Source organism: Bartonella tamiae Th239 (assembly GCF_000278275.1).
GTDB lineage: Bacteria > Pseudomonadota > Alphaproteobacteria > Rhizobiales > Rhizobiaceae > Bartonella > Bartonella tamiae.
On record NZ_JH725147.1, the window covers coordinates 1047232 to 1068454 of the forward strand.

The 21223-nt window shown below is 38.3% G+C and carries 18 protein-coding genes; 9 read left to right on the plus strand and 9 right to left on the minus strand.

Features of this window, described 5'->3' with window-relative positions; all coding sequences use genetic code 11:
* Positions 1 to 4: 4 nt before the first annotated feature.
* Together ribB and ME5_RS04660 are read left to right on the plus strand one after the other, a co-directional pair.
* A complete protein-coding gene (gene ribB, locus ME5_RS04655) occupies positions 5 to 1117 on the plus strand; it encodes a 3,4-dihydroxy-2-butanone-4-phosphate synthase (protein ID WP_008038898.1) in 1113 nt (370 codons plus the stop codon).
* Positions 1118 to 1146: 29 nt separating this feature from the next.
* Positions 1147 to 1416, plus strand: a complete 270-nt coding sequence (locus tag ME5_RS04660) for an exodeoxyribonuclease VII small subunit (RefSeq protein ID WP_008038900.1) — start codon at positions 1147 to 1149, stop codon at positions 1414 to 1416.
* 2 nt (positions 1417 to 1418) lie between these two features.
* Here ME5_RS04660 and ME5_RS04665 read toward each other — a convergent pair whose 3' ends face one another.
* Positions 1419 to 1898 (minus strand): DedA family protein, encoded by a 480-nt coding sequence (locus ME5_RS04665; RefSeq protein WP_008038902.1) that lies wholly within the window; start codon positions 1896 to 1898, stop codon positions 1419 to 1421.
* Positions 1899 to 2194: 296 nt separating this feature from the next.
* Between ME5_RS04665 and dxs the strand changes: the two genes are divergently transcribed.
* From dxs to ME5_RS04680, 3 genes are read left to right on the plus strand one after another with little or no spacing between them, the layout of a single operon-like run.
* Positions 2195 to 4117: a 1-deoxy-D-xylulose-5-phosphate synthase gene (gene dxs, locus ME5_RS04670; protein WP_008038904.1), complete on the plus strand. Its 1923-nt coding sequence runs from the start codon at positions 2195 to 2197 to the stop codon at positions 4115 to 4117.
* A 1-nt stretch (position 4118) separates the two neighbouring features.
* Positions 4119 to 4868: a TlyA family RNA methyltransferase gene (locus tag ME5_RS04675; protein WP_008038905.1), complete on the plus strand. Its 750-nt coding sequence runs from the start codon at positions 4119 to 4121 to the stop codon at positions 4866 to 4868.
* Positions 4861 to 6114, plus strand: a complete 1254-nt coding sequence (locus ME5_RS04680) for a class I SAM-dependent RNA methyltransferase (protein WP_008038906.1) — start codon at positions 4861 to 4863, stop codon at positions 6112 to 6114. Before ME5_RS04675 ends, ME5_RS04680 begins: the two co-directional genes overlap by 8 nt.
* A 3-nt stretch (positions 6115 to 6117) precedes the next feature.
* Here the strand turns inward: ME5_RS04680 and ME5_RS04685 are convergent, their stop codons facing one another.
* The 5 genes from ME5_RS04685 to thrC all read right to left on the minus strand — a co-directional run bounded on the left by ME5_RS04685 (position 6118) and on the right by thrC (position 14099).
* Entirely contained in the window at positions 6118 to 7341 is a 1224-nt protein-coding gene (locus ME5_RS04685) for a YeeE/YedE family protein (RefSeq protein ID WP_008038907.1), read from the minus strand.
* 473 nt (positions 7342 to 7814) lie between these two features.
* A complete protein-coding gene (locus ME5_RS04690) occupies positions 7815 to 10694 on the minus strand; it encodes an EAL domain-containing protein (protein WP_008038908.1) in 2880 nt (959 codons plus the stop codon).
* Entirely contained in the window at positions 10691 to 11332 is a 642-nt protein-coding gene (locus ME5_RS04695; protein WP_008038909.1) for a GNAT family N-acetyltransferase, read from the minus strand. The genes ME5_RS04690 and ME5_RS04695 overlap by 4 nt, the downstream gene beginning before the upstream one ends.
* 5 nt (positions 11333 to 11337) lie before the next feature.
* On the minus strand, positions 11338 to 12621 hold the full coding sequence (locus tag ME5_RS04700; protein ID WP_008038910.1) for a M16 family metallopeptidase: 1284 nt from the start codon (positions 12619 to 12621) through the stop codon (positions 11338 to 11340).
* Between the two features lie 80 nt (positions 12622 to 12701).
* Positions 12702 to 14099 carry a threonine synthase gene (gene thrC / locus ME5_RS04705; protein ID WP_008038911.1) on the minus strand — a complete coding sequence of 466 codons (1398 nt, stop codon included), beginning with the start codon at positions 14097 to 14099 and terminating at the stop codon, positions 12702 to 12704.
* Between the two features lie 187 nt (positions 14100 to 14286).
* On the opposite strand from thrC, the gene ME5_RS04710 reads away from it, so the two are divergent.
* A complete protein-coding gene (locus ME5_RS04710; RefSeq protein WP_008038912.1) occupies positions 14287 to 14829 on the plus strand; it encodes a hypothetical protein in 543 nt (180 codons plus the stop codon).
* A 241-nt stretch (positions 14830 to 15070) separates the two neighbouring features.
* Here the strand turns inward: ME5_RS04710 and ME5_RS04715 are convergent, their stop codons facing one another.
* The 3 genes from ME5_RS04715 to ME5_RS04725 form a co-directional block, all read right to left on the minus strand.
* The gene (locus tag ME5_RS04715) at positions 15071 to 15886 is read right to left on the minus strand and encodes a penicillin-binding transpeptidase domain-containing protein (protein WP_008038913.1); all 816 of its coding nucleotides are present in this window, start codon (positions 15884 to 15886) and stop codon (positions 15071 to 15073) included.
* Between the two features lie 164 nt (positions 15887 to 16050).
* Entirely contained in the window at positions 16051 to 17463 is a 1413-nt protein-coding gene (tldD, locus tag ME5_RS04720) for a metalloprotease TldD (protein ID WP_008038914.1), read from the minus strand.
* A 144-nt stretch (positions 17464 to 17607) separates the two neighbouring features.
* The gene (locus tag ME5_RS04725; RefSeq protein WP_008038915.1) at positions 17608 to 18144 is read right to left on the minus strand and encodes an invasion associated locus B family protein; all 537 of its coding nucleotides are present in this window, start codon (positions 18142 to 18144) and stop codon (positions 17608 to 17610) included.
* Positions 18145 to 18493: 349 nt separating this feature from the next.
* On the opposite strand from ME5_RS04725, the gene ME5_RS04730 reads away from it, so the two are divergent.
* From ME5_RS04730 to ME5_RS10635, 3 genes are all read left to right on the plus strand, one after another.
* Positions 18494 to 19924, plus strand: coding sequence for a cbb3-type cytochrome c oxidase subunit I (locus ME5_RS04730; RefSeq protein WP_245256493.1), 1431 nt, complete (start codon positions 18494 to 18496; stop codon positions 19922 to 19924).
* A 203-nt stretch (positions 19925 to 20127) separates the two neighbouring features.
* Positions 20128 to 21066 carry a heme o synthase gene (locus ME5_RS04735; RefSeq protein WP_008038918.1) on the plus strand — a complete coding sequence of 313 codons (939 nt, stop codon included), beginning with the start codon at positions 20128 to 20130 and terminating at the stop codon, positions 21064 to 21066.
* 3 nt (positions 21067 to 21069) lie between these two features.
* Positions 21070 to 21222, plus strand: coding sequence for a hypothetical protein (locus ME5_RS10635; protein WP_196793521.1), 153 nt, complete (start codon positions 21070 to 21072; stop codon positions 21220 to 21222).
* Position 21223 lies beyond the last annotated feature (1 nt).

Below are 21223 nucleotides of genomic sequence, written 5' to 3' on the forward strand. Positions count from 1 at the left end.
AATCATGACATATAACCAAAAATCGGTTGTGGATGCTATACGCGCCTTTGAGCGTGGAGAAATTGTTGTTGTGACCGATGATGATGGTCGTGAAAATGAGGGTGATTTGATCGTTGCTGCAGTGCATTGCACACCTGAAAAAATGGCATTTATCGTACGTCATACTTCAGGAATTGTATGTGCACCCATGCCTAAAGATGAAGCAAAACGCCTTGGATTGGCACCGATGGTGGCTGATAATGATTCAGCTCATCATACAGCCTTTACAGTGACGGTTGATTTTCGACATGGGACAACAACAGGCATTTCAGCTGAAGATCGCTCACTGACGGTGCGTAATCTTGCCAATCCGAATGTTGGAGCAGATGATTTTGTGCGTCCGGGGCATGTTTTTCCATTAATTTCACGCGAAGGCGGTGTGTTGATGCGTTCGGGGCATACAGAAGCCGCCGTTGATCTTTGTAAGCTTTCTGGTTTGCCACCTATTGGTGTTATCGGTGAGTTGGTTAATGATGATGGAACTGTTAAACATGGTATGGAAGTAAGTCATTTTGCTACTGAAAATAATTTGCATTGTGTGACAGTGGCAGATTTGATTGCATATCGTCAACGTCAAGAAACATTGATTGAGCATGTGGGTGAAATGGCAGTTGAAACAATAGCTGGACAGGCTATCGCTCATAGCTATCAATTGCCATGGGAACCCATGCAACATGTTGCAATTGTTATAGGGGATATACGCGATGGTGAAAATATCCCTGTTCGTCTTCATCGTGAAAATGTTATCACGGATGTGTTTGGTAAAAATCATGATGTTGAAACAATTTTGTGTAAAATGGCTGAAAAGGAAAAACGTGGAGTTTTTGTCTATTTGCGTGAAGGTTCTGTAGGTGTTGGTGCAAATGGTCATGAGCGTTATCTTGAAATGGCGCTCGAAGGGCAGGAAAACCATCAGCAAGCGGTAGAACGTGATGAAGAATGGCGCCAAATTGGTTTGGGCGCGCAAATTCTGAAACATCTTGGAATTGGATCTGTTATCCTATATGCATCTCGTGAACGTCATTATGTAGGGTTACAAGGGTTTGGAATTCAAATTTCAAAAACCGATATTTTATAAAACATTGAAAAGATTTTTTGGGGCGTGCTATGGAACAAAACGGACAAAAGCAAGAGTTTGATAATAATGATATTTCAGCAATGAGTTTTGAGCAGGCACTTGAACAGCTTGAGCGCATTGTTGAAAATTTAGAACGTGGCGATGTTGCACTTGAACAGTCTATTCGTATTTATGAACGCGGTGAAGCTTTAAAAAAGCATTGTGATACGCTTTTACAAGCAGCAGAAAATAAAGTTGAAAAAATACGATTATCACGCGAAGGTCTGCTTGAAGGGGTTGAGCCGTTAGATCCTGAATAAAATTAAAAGAAAAATTTAATAAGATAGGGACCGTAGCCCCATACAGTAATCCATGCGACGGCACCAATAATATTTGCAATAAAAAAAATTAAAAATTTCATGCCGCCAGCACCGGCAATAATTCCATTGAGTTGCCGCAAAACAACGATAAAACGTGCGCTGACAACAAAATAAAAGCCGCGTTTATTAAGGTTTTCTTCAAATTTTTCTAATTTTTTTGGGGTTAATTTAACGTAACGCCCATATTTTAAAAGAAGCTTTCTCCCTCCATAACGTCCAATGGCATAGCCCACACAGTCACCAAGAACAGTTCCTAAAAATGATAATATTAAGAATGTTGTTAAATCGATTTTTCCCGCAGCAGCCAAAAGTGAGCCAAGGATAAGACCGCTTTCACCTGGTAAAGGTAAACCTAGTGAAGACAAAAACAAAATAACAAAATAAGCATAGGCACCATAATGTTCCAAAAAATGTTCAATCATCGATCAAGCTCACTTATTATTTTTAATTCATGATATAATTTTACCTATAAAAATAGAGAGTAAAATTATTTATCCTTTATAAGCAGATTTTTTAAAGTGATTTAATTGAACGTGGTTTTCAATGAAATGTGAGAAGATATTTTATTTAATCACTTTTATCCTTTTTTAGATATAGTGTAAAAAAAGATTATCGCTTTTTATATAAAAGCTGTATCATTATTTTTTGAGATAAAGGGTGCAATTTCTTTAAAAAAGTCATAATTAAAAACCATAATATAACAATTAAGGAATATATTTTGCCTCGACTTTTAACGCCCTTGTTAGATTCTGTGAAAAATCCGCGTGATTTGCGTGAAATGGATGAAAGCCATTTAAGCGCACTGGCAGAGGAATTGCGCGCTGAAACAATTGATGTTGTTTCGGTGACTGGTGGACATTTAGGTGCAGGTCTTGGTGTGGTGGAACTCACTGTTGCGCTTCATTATGTTTTTAATACGCCTGAAGATCGTATTATTTGGGATGTTGGACATCAGACTTATCCTCACAAAATCTTAACTGGCAGACGCGATCAAATAAGAACATTGCGCCAAGCAGGTGGCTTATCAGGTTTTACAAAACGCAGTGAAAGTATTTATGATCCTTTTGGAGCAGGTCATTCTTCTACTTCAATTTCCGCTGGACTGGGTATGGCTGTTGCAAGCGCACTGGAAAACAATACACAACGTAATGTTATTGCTGTTATCGGCGATGGTTCTATGTCCGCTGGTATGGCTTATGAAGCCATGAATAATGCAGGTGCACTTGATGCACGACTCATTGTTATTTTGAACGATAATGATATGTCAATTGCGCCACCAACTGGAGCAATGAGTGCCTATTTGGCTCGTTTGGTTTCAAGTCCTGCCTATCGTACTTTGAGAGAAAGGGCAAAAGCATTAACCAAAAAACTTCCAAAATTTTTTTGGGATAAAGCTAAGCGCTCAGAAGAATATGCTCGCGGGTTTTTAACAGGCGGAACACTTTTTGAAGAGTTGGGTTTTTATTATATTGGTCCAGTTGACGGCCATAATCTAGATCATCTTTTACCGGTTTTAAAAAATGTTCGTGAACATCCCAATGGCCCTGTTTTGGTGCATGTTGTCACCCATAAGGGTAAGGGCTATGCGCCTGCTGAAGCTGCAAGCGATAAATATCATGGGGTGAACCGTTTTGATATTGTTACAGGGAAACAAGTTAAAGCAAACAGTAATGCGCCCTCTTATACGAAAATATTTGCAAAAGCTCTTATTGAAGAAGCTCGTCACGATGAAAAGATTGTGGGTATAACAGCGGCAATGCCAACAGGTACTGGATTGGACGCGTTTGGTGAGGTTTTTCCCGCAAGAATGTTTGATGTCGGTATTGCTGAGCAGCATGCTGTGACCTTTGCAGCAGGTATGGCAAGTGAAGGATATAAACCATTTGTGGCAATATATTCAACATTTTTGCAACGGGGCTATGATCAGATTGTACATGATGTTTCGATTCAAAATTTGCCTGTGCGTTTTGCCATTGATCGGGCAGGATTTGTTGGAGCTGATGGTGCCACCCATGCTGGAAGTTTTGATACTGGATTTTTAACCGCATTGCCCGGGTTTGTTGTAATGGCACCTTCTGATGAAGTAGAACTTATGCATATGGTGCGCACAGCTGCCGCTTATGATAAAGGACCAATATCGTTTCGCTATCCAAGAGGGGAAGGGGTTGGAATAGAATTACCAGAACGTGGTGAACTTTTAGAGATCGGTAAGGGGCGAATTTTAAAGCAAGGAACAAAAGTGGCTTTAATCGGTTTTGGTACACGGTTGCAAGAAGCGCTTTTGGCTGGGGAGGAACTGGGGGCAGCTGGACTATCAACAACAGTTGCAGATGCTCGTTTTGCAAAACCACTTGATGAAGACTTAATCCGCAGACTTGCACAAAACCACGAGGTTCTTATCACAATAGAAGAAGGCGCTTCAGGCGGTTTTGGTGCGCAAGTTTTACAATTTTTAGCGCAAGATGGTTTGTTGGATAAAGGCTTAAAAATTCGTTCTCTAACATTGCCTGATGACTATCTTCAACACGGTCCACAAGAAATGGTTTTGGCACAGATCGGTCTTGATCGATATGGCATTATTCAAGCTGTTTTTGCAGCTCTTGGTCGTGATATGGTTATTGCCCCTCAAGCTAGAGCTTAAAATGGCGTTAAAAAAACGGCTGGATATGTTTTTAGTGGATCATGGTTTTTTCCAAACGCGCTCAAGAGCGCGTGATGCGATCTCTCGCGGGACAGTATATGTCGACGGCGTTAAGATTGATAAAGCAGGATACTCTATTTCTGTAGAATCGAGCATATCTGTTGAAGATCCAGCACAAAACTATGTTTCACGCGCTGCCTTGAAATTGCTTTCAGGGTTAGAAGCTTTTCCTATCAAAACGCACAATATTAACGCACTTGATCTTGGTATTTCAACAGGGGGCTTTACCCAAGTTTTATTGGAGCATGGTGCGGCACATATTATCGGTATTGATGTTGGACATGACCAACTAGCTCCTTCGCTTATTGGTCACCCTTATCTTACGCTGCATGAAGGTTTAAATGCACGTCATTTAGAAGCGCATCATTTAGACGGAAAAGAGATTGATCTTATCGTGTCGGATGTCAGTTTTATATCATTAAAATTAGCTTTGCCCCCAGCTTTATCTCTTGTCAAAAAACAGGCGCAAGCCGTTCTTCTTGTTAAACCACAATTTGAAGTCGGGCGAGAAAATATTGGAAAAGGTGGACTTATCAAAGATCCCGAATTAGGTCTAAAAACAGCGCATGTTATAAAAGATTGGCTGGACGCACAAAAAGGGTGGCACGCGATTGATATGATAAAATCGCCGATTGAAGGTGGCAATGGAAATGAGGAATATTTGCTTTTTGGAGAATATCATCATGAATGAAAGGGTTAAGATTGACCATGTGGGAGCCAATGGTGATGGTGTTGCAAAAACTGCAAAAGGTGCAGTCTATGTGCCGTTTACATTGCCTCAAGAGGTTGCCAATATTGTCCGTCTAGAAAATCGTGCAGATGTCGTCTCCCTCATACATCCCTCACAAGAACGTATTGATCCTGCTTGCAAGCATTTCGAAGAATGCGGTGGTTGTGCATTGCAACATTGGAAAAAAAGATCTTATGAAGCGTGGAAAAGGGCTCTTGTGCAAGATGCGTTAAATGGACGTAAGCTTGAGGGGCATGTTGCTTCGCTTGTTTCTTGTGAGCCGCAAAGCCGCCGTCGTATGACGTTGAGCGCACGTACAACACCAAAAGGGCAAATTGTTGGATATAATCGCGCTTTTTCACATCGGATTATTTCAATACAAGAATGTCCTGTTTTGCATCCGCAATTGGTATCAAATCTTGAAAATTTGCGCGCACTTTGCGCGATATTAATCAACCATGCTAAAAAATTTCATGTGACCGTTACTCTTGTCGATAATGGTTTAGATGTTGCTTTCTCTGATTGTACTGTTCCAGATGAAGCAACGCGTTTGCGTTTGGTAAAAGAAGCTTTACGACAAGAATTAACACGATTATCTATAGAAGATGAAATTATCGTTGAACGTCAAAAACCAAAAATTCATTTTGGTACAGTTGATGTTGAATTTGCAGCAGGTCGTTTTTTACAAGCAACACAACATGCAGAATCCGTAATGGGTGATCTTGTTTTAAACGGATTAAAAAAGAGCAAAAACGTTGTTGATCTTTTTTCTGGCTCAGGAAGCTTTACTTTTCGTCTTGCACAAAAAATGAACGTGCATGCAGTTGAAAGTGATGGTGTGGCCTTAAATAGTCTTGATCGAGCAATGCGCAATGCATCAAATTTAAAAACCATAACTTATGAAAAACGGGACTTATTTCGTCGACCGCTTACAGCAAAAGAATTAGAAAGATTTGACGGTGTTGTGTTTGATCCACCACGTGCAGGCGCGCAAGAACAAGTGTTTGAACTGGCCAAAACATCCATTCCTCGTATTGTTGCTGTTTCATGTAATCCTGTTACATTTGCACGTGATTTATCTATTCTGGTAGATGGCGGATATAAGATTGAAAAAACAGTACCAATTGATCAATTTTTATGGTCACCGCATGTTGAGGCTATTGCTGTTTTAACTAAACGCAAACAAAAACCAGGTTGGCGCTTGTAATTATTAACATGATCCCTGTTTCATTTTTATTTGTTCATTATTGAAAAAGTAGGGTCTTAAATATACTCCTGCAATATTACCCAAAAAGGCCGATGCCAACCACAGCCAACCATGCAAACTTCCCGAGGCAATGCCTGAAAAATATGCACCAATATTGCAACCATAGGCGATGCGCGAACCATAGCCTAAAAGAAGCCCACCAATAATGGCTGCAAAAAAAGAACCAATTGGCATTTTTAAAGTGGGTGCAAAACGTCCTGCCAATGTTGCTGCCAACATAGCACCAGCCATAATTCCAAAATTCATAACGGATGTAACATTTGAAAACACACTTGATGATAAATTTTTGGCGTTTTTTGGGTGTTGCCAAAATGTCCAGTCAGAAACAGAATAACCTAAAAATTCACTTAATTTTGCACCCCAAAGTGGAAAAGCACCTGTAATACCCCAAGGTCGACCTGAAAGAATGAGTGTTATAAAGTTTAAGAGTGCCAATGCGATAGCCCCCCAAATCATTGGCCAAGGACCTGTTAAAATTTGTTTGAATTGTAAATTATCATGTGTGTCATCTTGTTCCAAATGTCCATAACGCCGTTTTTCGATAATAATGGTTATTAAGATAATCAGGGCGAAAATACTCAGTGAGATAAGAATGCCAAAGAAAACACCTAAACTTTGAACAAGCGAGATAGGCTCTGAAGAAGGCAGAGATGCCCAAAAAGTATCATGGGTTGTATAAAGAAGAGCACCGAAAATAAAAAACAATAAAACGATAAGCATGCGGGCATTGCCGCCGCTTGAGGTAAAAAGAACACCAGATGCACACCCACCACCTAATTGCATACCAATGCCAAAAATAAAAGCGCCGATTATAACAGATACACTTAATGGCGCTAGAGCACCCTGCACTGATCGCCCAAAAATTTCACCCATTCCTAAAGTTGGAAAAAATAAAAGGACGGCAATAGCTAGCATAATCATTTGAACACGCAATCCTCGCCCACGTCCTTTAAGAATAAAAACGCGCCAGGAAGACGTAAATCCAAAAGCAGCATGATAAAGAGTAAGACCTAATGCAGCACCTACTAGCAAGAGCAGAGCTTGTGAAATGTCATAAACATAGCCAAGCCAGAGTGATGCAATCAATAAAAATAAAACACTGAGGATAAAGGCCGTCATGATAAACACAGTACGCTTTATTGGCTGACCAGACACGACTGTGTTCATGGCGAATAATCCTTTCAAATAAAACATGAAGTTAAGCATGCATAATTTTTTATGACTAAGAAAATATGTGAATTGTCCTTTTTTTAAACATAGAGACTGCAATGTCATAGGCTTATTATAGTTATAAATTTATATCAATTTGGTAAAACGTGTTTTCATAGATCACTAGGCTCAATATCAATTAATTTTCACAATGTATTAGATAAAATTTATGTGAGGATGAGAAAAAGAATCTCAAAAAAACGAAATATTTCGAGGATTATCGACGAAGACAATCGCAAAAATCTTTCATATCAGAAAGTTACAAAAAAGCTTCGATCTCATTTGTTCAAAAGCTCAACTGGAAAGTTCATCCGATGCTCTCTTTCTTCTTTGAACATTTATGCTAAGCATTATTGCCATTTTAATAAAATTAATGGGTTTTGAGCCTTAATATGTTAAAGAATTTTAGCATAAAATAAGTATTGATGGTTTTAAATGTTGGCTTTTGGATGTTTTGTAACCAATGTAATCAAATCATCAATCTCGACGGGATCACTGAAAACTACGCTTTGTACATATTCACATCCTTCTTCACGCAAAAGCATTGCCTCATGTTCTGTTTCAACACCTTCTGCGATAACTTTAAGATTAAGATCGTGTGCCATACTTATAATTGATTTCAGCACAACATTTTTTTTGGTAGTGTCAACCGTCAATAAGGAACGATCAAGTTTAATAATATCAAATGGATAACGCACAAGAAATGCAAGAGAAGAATACCCTGTTCCAAAATTATCCAATGCAAGGTTAATGCCCATTGATTTGATTTTCTCAAGCAAATTTGATGAGTGTTCTGGTTTTTCGATTAAGATTGCTTCAGACATTTCTAACATGAGCCAACCTTTGTTGATTGGATTGCGTGATAGAATTGAGCGCATTTCATTAACAAAATCTTGATGCAACATCTGAGCGCTTGGCAAATTCACTGAAACAAAAAAAGACTGTTTTGGGAAACGTACTTGTATTTCTGTGAGGTCTTCAATAACCTTAGTCATAGCATGACGAGCAATTGGCAAAATCATATTCTCGCTTTCTGCAGCGGTCATGAAATCAGCCGTTGAAAGATTGCCATGGCGCGGATGATGCCATTCAAGTATCGCTTCAAAACCAACTATTTGTCCATCAGCAAGATCAAGAATGGGATGGTAGAGGACTTTAATTTCCTTGCGTTGTAAAGCATAGCGAATGTCATTGCTTATACTATTTCGTTCTAATCCAAGCGCACGATAATTTGGCCTGAAAGGTTCAATACGATTTCCACCAGCCTGTTTTGCATGAACCATTGCTAATTCAGCATCATTCAATATATCTTCTGCGTTAGAACTGCCTTCTGTCCAAGTGAGCAACCCTATTGAAGCCGCTAATTTAATTTCACGTTGTGAAAAGAGAATAGGCGCTGCAACAGTTTTTTTCAAAAGATCCGCAAAAGCTGCAATAGCAGCGGTATTCGTTTGGCTTGTCAAAACAATTGCAAATCGATCTGCCGATAAACGGGATAAGGTATCTTGTGGTTTGATCAATCGCCCTAATCTGCGAGCAATGGTAAGAAGAAATGTATCGCCAACGGACATACCAAAACGATGATTGATATCGCGAAAACCATCAAAGTCGATGACAAAAACTGTGGGGCGTATTTTTTTTGCCGATATGGCCATATTGACGTAATTTTGAAGGCGATCTAGAAAAAGTTGCTGATTGGGCAAGCCTGTTAGATTATCATGGATTGAATCTTGTAAAAGACGTTCTTCTGCTTTTTTATGATCCGTAATATTGGATAATGTGCCAACAATACGCACAATCTCGTTATCTGTTCCAATGACAGGACGTGCCCGCAATGAAAACCAATGATAATGTCCATCGCCAGAGCGTAATCTGAAATTTTGGTCGATGCGACCTTTGCGTGTATCTAAAATCGTATCCAGAATAGTGCGAAACTGATCACGGTCATCACTATGAAGTAAGGTGACCCAATTGCGAATTGTCCCGTTTAATTGGTGTGCTGCCGAACCTAAATACATGCTTAAATCGGGATTAATGACCACACGATCTCGACGAATATCCCAGTCCCAAACCACATCCCCTGCACCCATAACAGCCAATGCACGTCGTTCGAGGTCTGAAAAAAGACCTTGTTGAAAGGCCCCTCCTGAAAACGCATGCTGCATCACAGTAAATGCAATAAGAAGTACAATGAGAACCAAACCGCCAGCAAGCGCTGGTTGAGCGATATCGTTATTTAGCTCACCCATAATACAAACATAAGCACCGCAAATCCAAAAGATCAGCAATAGCCATGTTGGTATTAGCATAATCGCGCGATCATAACCGCGAATAGACAAATAGCCAATTAAAATAATGCCAATTAAAGCAGTAAGACCAAAAGATAAGCGGGCAATACCTGCTGCACGTGTTGGGTCATAAATGGCGAAGGCACCAAGGCCACATAAAGCAATAAACCAAGCCGCAGCTCCGTAACTAAAATGATAATGCCAGCGGTTGAGATGCAAATAAGTAAAAAGAAAAACAAATAAAGAGGCGGCTAGGGCAACTTCTGTTGCGGCACGCCATATTGGTTCGCTTCCTGGAGCAATTGTAAATAATTTGCTTAAAAAATTAAAATCAATCCCAATATAAAATAATACAGCCCAGGCAACGGCGGCAGTGGCTGGAAAAAGTGTTGTGCCTCGCACGACAAAAAGAATGCTTAACAAAAGGGCCAATAAGCCTGAAATACCTAATAAAATGCCATGATAAAGTGTGTAAGCATTAATTGTATCTTTATAGGCATCTGGTTCCCATAAATTTATTTGCGGTAAATTAGGAGAACCAAGTTCTGCAACGAAAGTAATAACAGCTCCTGGATTGATGGTAATGCGAAAAACATCAGAATCTGGACTTGATTGACGATCAAGGGCGAAACCTTCACTTGGCGTAATTGATTGAATACGAATCGAACCAAGATCAGGCCATAAAAGACCAGAACCAACCATGCGATAATGTGGCGCAACTATAAGACGATCAATTTGCTCATCCGTTGGATTGGAAATTGAAAAAACTGCCCAGTCACTTTGCCCATGATCACTATTGCCTTGAACCTCAATACGCCTCACAATACCATCTGATCCAGGCGCAGTGGACGTTTGAAAACTATTGTTGTTTGAGTGATGAATTTCGACAGATTGAGAAAGATCAATTGCGGTGTTTTGTGAAGAGATGACAACAGGCTCTATGGCTTGTGCTGTTGGCACAAAACTGAACAATGCCAATAGCCAAAAACAGACTAAGCCGATTATTTGACACTTATTGTTCACAATGCCTCACTTTCGCTTGCCTTTGCAGGCTGTTCTGATTCTAGCATGGCATAAAGAATATGATCTCGCCATTCACCGTTTATTTTGACATAGTCTTTTAAAAGACCCTCTTGAGAAAAGCCTGCTTTTTCTAACAAACGCATGGAACGTAGATTTGTCGGAATCGAGGCAGCTTGAATTCTATGTAACTTAAGTTGTTGAAAAGCAAAAGTGATAAGGCAGTGTAAACTTTCAAGCATAAACCCTTTACCAGAAAATTTTTCGCCACACCAATAGCCGATATCGCCACTTTGTATGACACTGCGACGTATATTTCCAATACTTATACCGCCGATAAGATTGCCAAATATTTTGTCAAAAATAAAAAATATATAAAACTGGTCTTTCTTTCGCCCATCTAAATAATTGTTGAGATAAACTTTATAGCGTTGATAGCTATGCGCATTGCATGGCCATAAAGGTTCCCATGGTTCAAGAAAAGATCGACTTTCAACACGAAGTTGAGACCAAGCTTTATAATCATCAATGTGTGGCGGGCGTAAATAAATTTTGTTTGCTTGCAAAATAAAATGTGATGGCAGTGATTCAGGCTTTTGACGTCGAAGGGACTTTTTAAATAAGCCATTACCTTTTTGCATAGGTTTTAGCCTATTTTTTTTGATTGTGATGAAAGTCCTAAAACAAGATCATCAAAACCCATAAGAGATCCAACAGGACCAACTGCGGTTAATGTTGGTTTGGCATCTCTAAAAAGACGCTCTGCCAGATCTGAAAGACGCTCAGCTGTGATAAGAGAAAGCCGTTCTTTCATCTCAGATGTAGGAATTGGTCTGCCATAAAGTAACATTTGACGCGCGATAAGATGTGCCCGACTGGAAGAATTTTCATGCGATATCATAAGGCTTGCGTGATATTGCGCGCGTGCACGATTGACTTCGTTTTCATTAATTTTTTCACTTAATTTATAAAGTTCTTCTAAAATAACAGGAACCAATTCTTCTATACCATCTTGACCTGTTGCGGCATGAACGCCAAATAACCCAGTATCAGAAAATCCCCAATGAAAAGCATATATTGAATAGCACAAGCCTCTTTTTTCACGAACTTCTTGAAAAAGTCGTGACGACATGCCTCCACCTAAAATAATGGATAAAAGTTGAGAGGCATAAAAATCACGCATATGATATGCGCGTCCTTCAAAACCTAAAAGGATTTGTGCATCAAGAAGTTCTCTATACTCGCGATAATCACCACCGACATAATTTGCCAAATCTGCCATTGGTGTTTTTGTATGCGATGGCAAAGTATTGAGACGACTTTCGACTTCACGCACGAATGTTTCATGTTCTACAGCACCTGTCGCCACAATAATCATTCGATCGGCACTATAATGATCTTTCATAAATTTTCTAAGATCATCAGATGAAAATGATTGAACAGTTTCAGCTGTACCCAGTATTGAGCGACCAATGGTTTGATGGCGAAATGCCGTTTCAGTGAAACGATCAAAAACGACATCGTCTGGAATATCATGCGCTGCACCAATTTCTTGCAAGATAACCTGCTTTTCGCGTTCAAGCTCATCTTCATCAAATTTAGATGATGTCAAAATATCAGCAAGAATATCAACAGCTAAAGGCATATCATCTTTAAGAACACGGGCATAATAAGCGGTTGTTTCAACACTGGTTGCAGCATTAATCTCACCACCAACATCTTCAATGTCTGTCGCTATTTTATAAGCTGATCTGTTTTGTGTCCCTTTAAAAGCCATATGTTCTAGAAGATGTGCAATACCATGTTGATCATAGGATTCATTGCGTGAACCAGATTTTACCCAAATGCCAAGCGTTACACTTTCTATTTGAGCCATAGTATGCGTGACGATAGTCAAACCATTACTTAATCGGCTGATATCTACACTCATACTTATTTCACTCCTTGGCTTATGTTTTTGGTTCTAAAAAAATATTGTTATACATCTGTCATGCTAAAATGCCAGTAGGGTTAAGTAGATGCGCAAGATTTTAAAGCAATATAGTTTTTTACGATTTTTTCGTCATTGGCTAAAATTTGATATCGTTCTTCGCGTTGCATAAGACCATCAAGCCAATTTGGAAGATGTGGCGTGATACCTGATGCATATTTAACCGTTTCTGGAAATTTAGCAGGATGTGCTGTTGATAGTGTAATCATCGGAATATTGGTATCAATATGCTCACGACCAACTTTTAACGCTATTGCTGTATGGGGGTCAACCAAATAACCGGATTGTTTGTAAATTGTATCAATCATTTGTGCAGTTTCGCTTTGGTTGCATGAGCCTGCCGCAAAAAGCGTTCGTATTTTGGTCATGAGCTTTTCATCAATAACAAACTGTCCTGATTGTTTTAAATTATCCATAGCATTGCGTATCCAAAGAGAATCACGATCGCTGCATTCAAATAAGAGGCGTTCAAAATTAGATGAAATTTGAATATCCATTGAGGGTGATGTGGTATGGATAATTTTTCGTGTTTCATAAATGTTGGTTGCAAGTGTGCGCGCAAGAATATCATTATCATTGGTGGCAATCACTAAACGTGCAACAGGTAATCCCATGCGCGACGCTACAAAACCAGCAAAAATATCACCAAAGTTACCTGTGGGTACAGTAAAAGAAACCGCTCTATCGGGAGCACCAAGGGAAATCGCAGAAGTGAAATAATAAATAATTTGCGCCATAATTCGCGCCCAATTAATAGAATTAACTCCTGAAAGCTTCATGGAATCACGAAATTTATGATCATTGAACATAGTTTTTACGAGTGCTTGACAATCATCAAAATTGCCTTCAATGGCAAGTGCGTGAACATTAGTGTGATGATTGCTAGTCATTTGACGTTGTTGAACAGGCGAAACTTTTCCTTTAGGAAAAAGAATGAAAATATCACTCCGCTGACGACCTGCAAAAGCTTCAATGGCGGCTCCACCTGTATCTCCAGAGGTGGCTGCGATAATCGTTGCACGTTCATTTTTTTGTTCAAGAATATGATCCATTAATCGCCCTAATAATTGCATAGCAACATCTTTAAAGGCGAGCGTTGGACCATGAAAAAGCTCTAATACGAATTCATTGGATCCAGTTTGAATAAGCGGACAGATTGCTGGATGTTTAAATGTCGCATAAGCTTCATCAATCATATTTTCAAATTCATGGCGGTCAATATCTCCTTCGATAAATGGCCACAAAATAGTTTTGGCAATATGGACGTAAGACTTTCCGCGTAATGCACGAATTGCACCGGGAGAAAATTGGGGAAATTTTTCTGGAACGTAAAGACCGCCATCACGTGCAAGGCCTGTCATAACGGTATCAGAAAATCCTAGAATGGGAGCATCCCCTCTTGTACTTATATATTTCATTGATTTGCTCCTCAATTTACCAGTATAAAAAAGTGTGTTAGCATTATTTTGACATTTTTAAAGTGAATTTAGTATCGTTAATTGGTTGTAAAATTTCTAAATTGTTGCATAAAATGAAAAAAACAACCATAAACAAACATTATAGGATGATATAGAACAGGTTTACCACGTGAGGGAAGTCCACTACATGAGAAAAAAATCGATTTGTCGTTTTTCATTTGGCATGGGTCTCATCTTTGCAGCTTTAATGTTTCTGTCGGCATGCGCCAATAAAAGCGCGAAAACGGAACCTCTTGAGCCGCAAATTACTGAAGCAGAACTTCTTGCTTATTGTCCTCTTGTTACTTTGCGCGCTGGGACCGCATTCTATAATACTTATCAAAGTGGTGGGCAGGATGATCCAACGATGGTAGTCTATCAGGCAGCGATTCGAGATGTGACGCGTACATGCCAAACTTCCGCGAATACGCTTTCGATGAAGGTAGCAGCCGCAGGTCGTGTTGTGCCAGGTCCAAAATTTAAAGCTGGCACAATCACTATGCCTATTCGTGTGGTTGTGGTTCAAGGAGAAAGAGTGTTGTATTCAAAATTACACCGCTATCCCGTTAAAATTAATAATAGTCAGGAAGCAACACAATTTATCTTTAGCGATGATCATATATCACTGCCAAAACCAACTGCAAAAAATTTGCGTGTTTATGTTGGATTTGATGAAGGTGCAAAAAAATAATTTTAAGCTTAACCGAAAAGTTATTGACTGCTTTAAGAGGGTACGATTAAAGATGTATTTTTTTAACGCGATAAAAATAGTTTAAAATAAGACGTTAAAATTGATAGCATCGTATAAAAGATGAGGATGATTACTTTATATAAATTCATCGATTTTATAAATTTATCTGAAATCAGGCTTTCTAAAAATATATGATATGTGACATATCAAATATCACTTATTGTTTTCTATCCTTTTCATATCACTTATTATTTTGAGAAGTACCTGGGAATTTTGACATATAATAAGGAAGATTTTTAAAGAAACGTTTCTTTAAAATTGCTCCTGTAAGATCACGATGAACATCCATTTGTTTGCCAAAATTAACAAACACAATCACATCTTTTTCATTTTCCATCCACCCCACAAACCATGCGATGCGATGGGGAACATTATCTGTCGTTTGTTTTCGAAATCCTGTCGCTCCCGTTTTTGCATAAACAGTCCAGCCATGAAATGACTGATCGATGCGAAAAATATTTTTTAAAAACTTTTGTTCGTTAGATGTCTGACTATAGTGACCAGAAGCGACATTGCTTAAAAATCTTAATTGTTCCTGGGGTGAAAGAGACAATGTTCCATTGAGCCAAGCGCGTTGTAAACCATTTTCTCCGTTTTTATCTGATATATCTTTATTACCATAATCAAAACGCTCTAATTGGTCTTGAAGTGTTTGTTTCCCAATTTTTTCAGTTAAGTGTTGAGAATACCAAACAACAGAATGGCGGATCCAGCTTTTGGGTGTTTGAGCTTTTTTCCAGATATTAAGTGAAGCATTATAACTTACATCATAAGGCCATTTGGGCGTATTTTCATCTTTTAAAATGCCTGCTTCATATCCAATTATAGCCAAAGGAATTTTAAAAGTTGATGCAGCTGGAGCACGTTCATTACAATCTCCCGACTGAAAAAAGGGGGCTACCGCATTGATGTTTTTAAGCAAAATACAATCAGCGAGACTTGATGACGAATAGAAAAGACAACATAAAAAAGGGCAAATATAAAAAATATGTTTCATATATAAAAGGCCTAACATGATAATAAACGTGATATAAACTGTATAAAATGAATTTTTTTTAGTATGTAATGTAAAAAACTATTTAGGATGATTTATTAAGTTCAAAATAAGAAATTATTTATCAAAAATCTGAATTTTATTGATCTTATGATTATTTCTGAATTTTAAACTGCTGTACCACCGATTGTCATACCATTCATACGTAAATGTGGCTGCCCTACACCAACAGGAACGCTTTGTCCTGCTTTACCACAAGCACCAATGCCATTATCAAGTTTAGGATCATTGCCAATCATCGCAATGCGTTTCATCGCATCGGGACCATTACCAATCAATGTTGCGCCTTTTATAGGCGCTGCAATTTTACCATTTTCAATACGATAAGCCTCTGTGCATTCAAAGACAAATTTACCTGAAGTAATATCAACCTGCCCACCACCAAAGGATACGGCATAAATTCCATTTTTTAATGAGCTTATAATTTCATCTGGATGATGTTGACCACCAAGCATCATAGTGTTTGTCATTCTAGGCATTGGCGCATAAGCATAGGATTCACGTCTTCCATTGCCTGTTGGTTTCACCCCCATAAGTCTTGCATTAAGACGATCTTGCATGAAACCCACTAATATACCGTCTTCAATCAAAATGTTACGCGCTGACGGTGTCCCTTCATCGTCAACATTAAGAGAGCCTCGACGTTCAGAAATTGTGCCATCATCAACAATAGTTACGCCTTCTGCGGCAACTTGCTGCCCTAAGAGACCAGAAAAGGCCGATGTTTTTTTTCGATTAAAATCACCTTCAAGACCGTGTCCCACTGCTTCATGCAACATGACGCCAGGCCAACCATTAGCGAGAACCACATCAAATGTACCAGCAGGTGCGGCTTCTGCCTCTAAATTTACGATTGCCATACGCAAAGCTTCATCAGCCGCGTGTTGCCAGTTTTCCTCTTGAATAAATTGATTAAATTCTTGGCGTCCGCCGCAGCCATAAAAGCCGTTTTCAAGACGATCTCCTTTGCCTGCAACAATAGAAACAGATAAACGGACAAGGGGGCGTATATCACGCACCAAATGACCGTCTGCCCTTAAAATTTCAACATGTTGTAGTGATCCTGCCAAAGAGACACTTACCTGCCTGACAAAATCACTTTTTTCACGAATATATCCATCAATTTTTTCTAAAAGCGCAACTTTTTCTTCAAATGAGGGTGTCAGTAAAGGGTTATTATCTGTATAAAGCTTATGATTTGTACGCAAAGGTGCGGCACTATATTCCCCTTGATATCCATGGCTTATCGCTTTTGCAGCATCACTGGCCCGTTTTAAAGCAGCTTTTGATAATTCACCTGCATGCGCATAAGCGGTGGCTTCATCGGCAACGGCGCGCAAACCAAAACCTGTATCTTGATGAAATGAGCCGTTTTTTAACCGCCCATTATCAAATAAAAGAGCTTCACTTTCACGATGTTCAATAAACAACTCACCATCATCTGCGTTTTTCAAAGTGTCTTGAAGCACCTTTTGTACTTCATTTGCTCCAATATCAAATTGATCAATAAGCGATTTCATCAAAGGGTCCAATCATGAAGATTATAATGTCTTTTAAAAAAGGGATAAACTCAATCTCATATATGATATGATAAAAATTTGAGCATTGAGTTTATTTTCATATGTTAATGACAATTGGCGTTTATTTTTTAAAATTAAAGGTTATTATTTGAGTGCATTATAGGCTTGATTAAGTCCAGTTAAATCAATCATACCACCAACACCTTCTTCAGGTGTTGTAAAAATAAAATATGTTGCCATTTTTCCATCAAGAAATGCTTTAAGGTCTTCAGGTTTTAAAAAGGCTTCGGCAACACAATTGTCACCAAGGCAGCGCCGATAGTCCATTTTGCCCATGTCTTTATCATCAATTTTAATGCCAACACCTAAGCGCAATTCTACTCTTATAGGAACGAAAACGCGCATCAATGTTCCCTCATTGTTAGGGAGTTTATAAAGTGTAACACGAAAGGTAATGTCTGGACGGTTTTGAGCGCGCACATTTTGAACCACCTCACATTGAATATTCGGTGTTCCAGGTGGAAGTGTACAGATCTTTGTCCAAGCACCAAAAGTTTCAGGGGCAGGTACGTCTTGTTGGCTAGGGGCTTGCGCCAATGCGAAATGTACAGAAAATGCAACAATGGCTATAAAAGCTGATGCAATAATACTCAAAAAGTGAAATGTTTGACGAAGTGACATAAAAACTCCTGATCGAATCATCATGACGTTATCGCGCATGCGCCTTCATGAAAAGTAAAGTTAAGCTCATTAATAACCAGTTTTTTATATATAAATGCAATTTTCTCACTTTATGCAATCAGAACATGGCAAAAAGGCGATAGTATTCACGAGCTTTTTTCTTTTTAAGAGTATTGAGGCTGTTTGTCGCATTGTTTTATGGGATAGAAATTGATAAAGCATCATAAAATTAGTGCATATTAATAAAATTCTCTGTTTGAAGCAGGAGAATATAGCTTTATTGGCAAAATTTATGTCTAAAAAAAAGAAAACGCCTTTTTTTTCGTCTATTTTAAAATGTGATCATAAGATGATCGGTACATTTTATTTGGTGTTGGCTATTATATCGGGTCTTTTAGGGGCCGTTTTTTCTCTTTTGCTGCGTTTAAAATTAGATGACATTAATTTGGCGCATTTAAATGGATTTCTTTCAACGCCCTCAGATGAATTATGGTTGTTTATATTGAATATAAGTCATGCTATCATTTTTATTTTTTTTACGCTCATACCAGCCTTGATGGGTGGTTTTGGCAATTGGTTTTTGCCTTTAATGTTGGGTGCAAAAAATGTCGCATTTCCAAAATTGAATTATCTTAGCTTTGGTCTTTTAGTGACATCATTTATATTAACATGTATTATGGGAGTTATAAAGTATAGTGGATTTGAAGCAAGTATCTTAGGCTTATCAGCAATTTATCTTGCAGCTTTTAGTTTCATCATTATTTTTATCAATTTTATTGTCACAATCGTTACGATGCGTGCGCCAGGTTTAACGCTTTCTGGTTTGCCAATTTTTGTCTGGTCAATCTTGATCGCTTCATTCTTAGGTTTGATTTATGTTCCAGCTATTATCGCGTCCATTCCTCATTCTATGAACTTCCTTTTTTCGATGAGAAATATTGAAACGGATGTTCAAAGTTTTTATCTCATGATGTGGTTTTATACACATCCAGAACTTTACGTCTTGTTGTTGCCAGCTTTTGGAATAATCAGCCAGATTATTATCTCATTTTGTAAACGCGCATTATGGGGAGAGCGTTTTGTTATTGTCGCAATGATCGCGATGGGAGGTATGGGGTTGTTATCTTGGATGTCTGATCTTTTTAGATTCAATGGGTTTGGTTTGGGATCTCTTCATTTCGTTTTGGCGCCTCCAATCATGTTAACAGCAATGGTCTTTATTTTAGGCAGCTGGTTTATGACTTTATTGAAAAGCCATCTTTCATTGCAAATACCATTATATTGGGTGTTCGGATTTTTGGTCATGTTATTTATGGGACTCATTTCAATGGCTCAATTCATCTATGTGACATGGTTTGAATACAATTTGGGTTCGTCAAATTATATTGCTCATTTTCATTATTTATTATCATTAAATGCAGTGTTTGCTATTTTTGCTGCTTGGTATTATTGGTTGCCAAAAATGACGGGATATCAATCGTCCTCTTTGATAAGTAAATTGCATTTTTGGTCTTTTTTTATAGGAAGTAATGCTATTTTTATACCGCAATATTTGACTGGCTCAGACCTTAAAGCATCCTATTTGATTGCTGTTTCTTTATTTGGTGCTTCGTTATCTGGAGTGTCGGTATTTATTTTTCTTTATAATCTAGCTGATACTTTTTTACGCCGACGCCAATCTAAACCTTACCCATGGGGTAAAGGTACAAATACATTAGAATGGCAATTGCCCTCTCCGCCTAAAGAGGGGTGGATATTAGTTCCGCGTCTTTCAAAATAAAATTTATGTCAAATACATTAGAAATGTGTGATAATGAAACCATGACTATGCTTTCTAAAGGCTTACATCGTGTTTTTAGTCTATGGCAAGACTTGATGTCGTGATGCGTTTATAGTGTGTCTACACGATGTTGATATGATTATGCATAAGCAGAATATCGCTCAAGCTGGATTTAATTAAAATGAAAAAGGTCGTTAAATAGAATGTCTGTGCTTCATCCTATAAAAAAAAATGTTGTCGATGAACCTTCAGAGGCAAATGCACATGATTATATGACACTATTAAAACCACGTGTCATGTCTTTGGTTGTTTTTACGGCGCTTGTTGGTCTGCTTGTTGCACCGAGTTCTATCAATCCTATCATCGGATTTATAGCTATTTTTTGTATTGCAGTTGGCGGTGGCGCATCTGGTGCATTGAATATGTGGTATGATGCGGATATTGACGCAATCATGAAAAGAACGCAAAAAAGAGCCATTCCATCCGGAAAATTAAAACCGAAAGAAGTTTTTATTTTTGGAATTGTGCTTTCTATTTTTTCCGTTTTAACAATGGGTATTTTTGTTAATTGGTTTTCGGCAGCGTTTTTAGCTTTTACAATATTTTTCTATGTTGTTATTTATACGATGTGGCTAAAAAGAATAACACCGCAAAACATTGTTATTGGTGGTGCATCGGGTGCCTTTCCGCCAATGATTGGATGGGCGGCAGCGACGGGTACAATCAGTGTTGATAGTTGTATTTTATTTCTCATTATTTTTATGTGGACACCACCTCATTTTTGGGCATTATCTTTATTTGCAAAAACAGATTATGGTGCCGCAAAGATCCCTATGATGCCTAATGTTCGTGGAGAAAAGTCTACGAAAAATCAGATTTTGGTTTATGCAATTCTTATGGCACTCTGTGGAGTTTTACCCTCTATCATGGGTTTTGCTGGATTGTTTTATGGTGTTTTATCTGCGCTTTTAGGTATAATTTTTGTTTATCGGGCTTTTTATTTATGGAAAGTTGTCGATAAAGAAAAAACGATTTTTGCTGCAAAAAAACTTTTCTTTTTCTCACTTATTTATCTTTTTGCTATATTTGCGGTTCTCTTAATTGAATCAACCGTATTGCGTTTCATGGGCTATTGGGGTTGAAAAATGGACAATAAAGTCAAAATTATAGACCAGATACAATTAAGCGAAACACAAAAAAGAGCACAACGTCATCGTGCAAAAGGACTTGCATTGGCTTTGTTTTTATTTGTATTGGTCATATTTGCGGGCACAATGGCACATTTATATGGTGCATAGA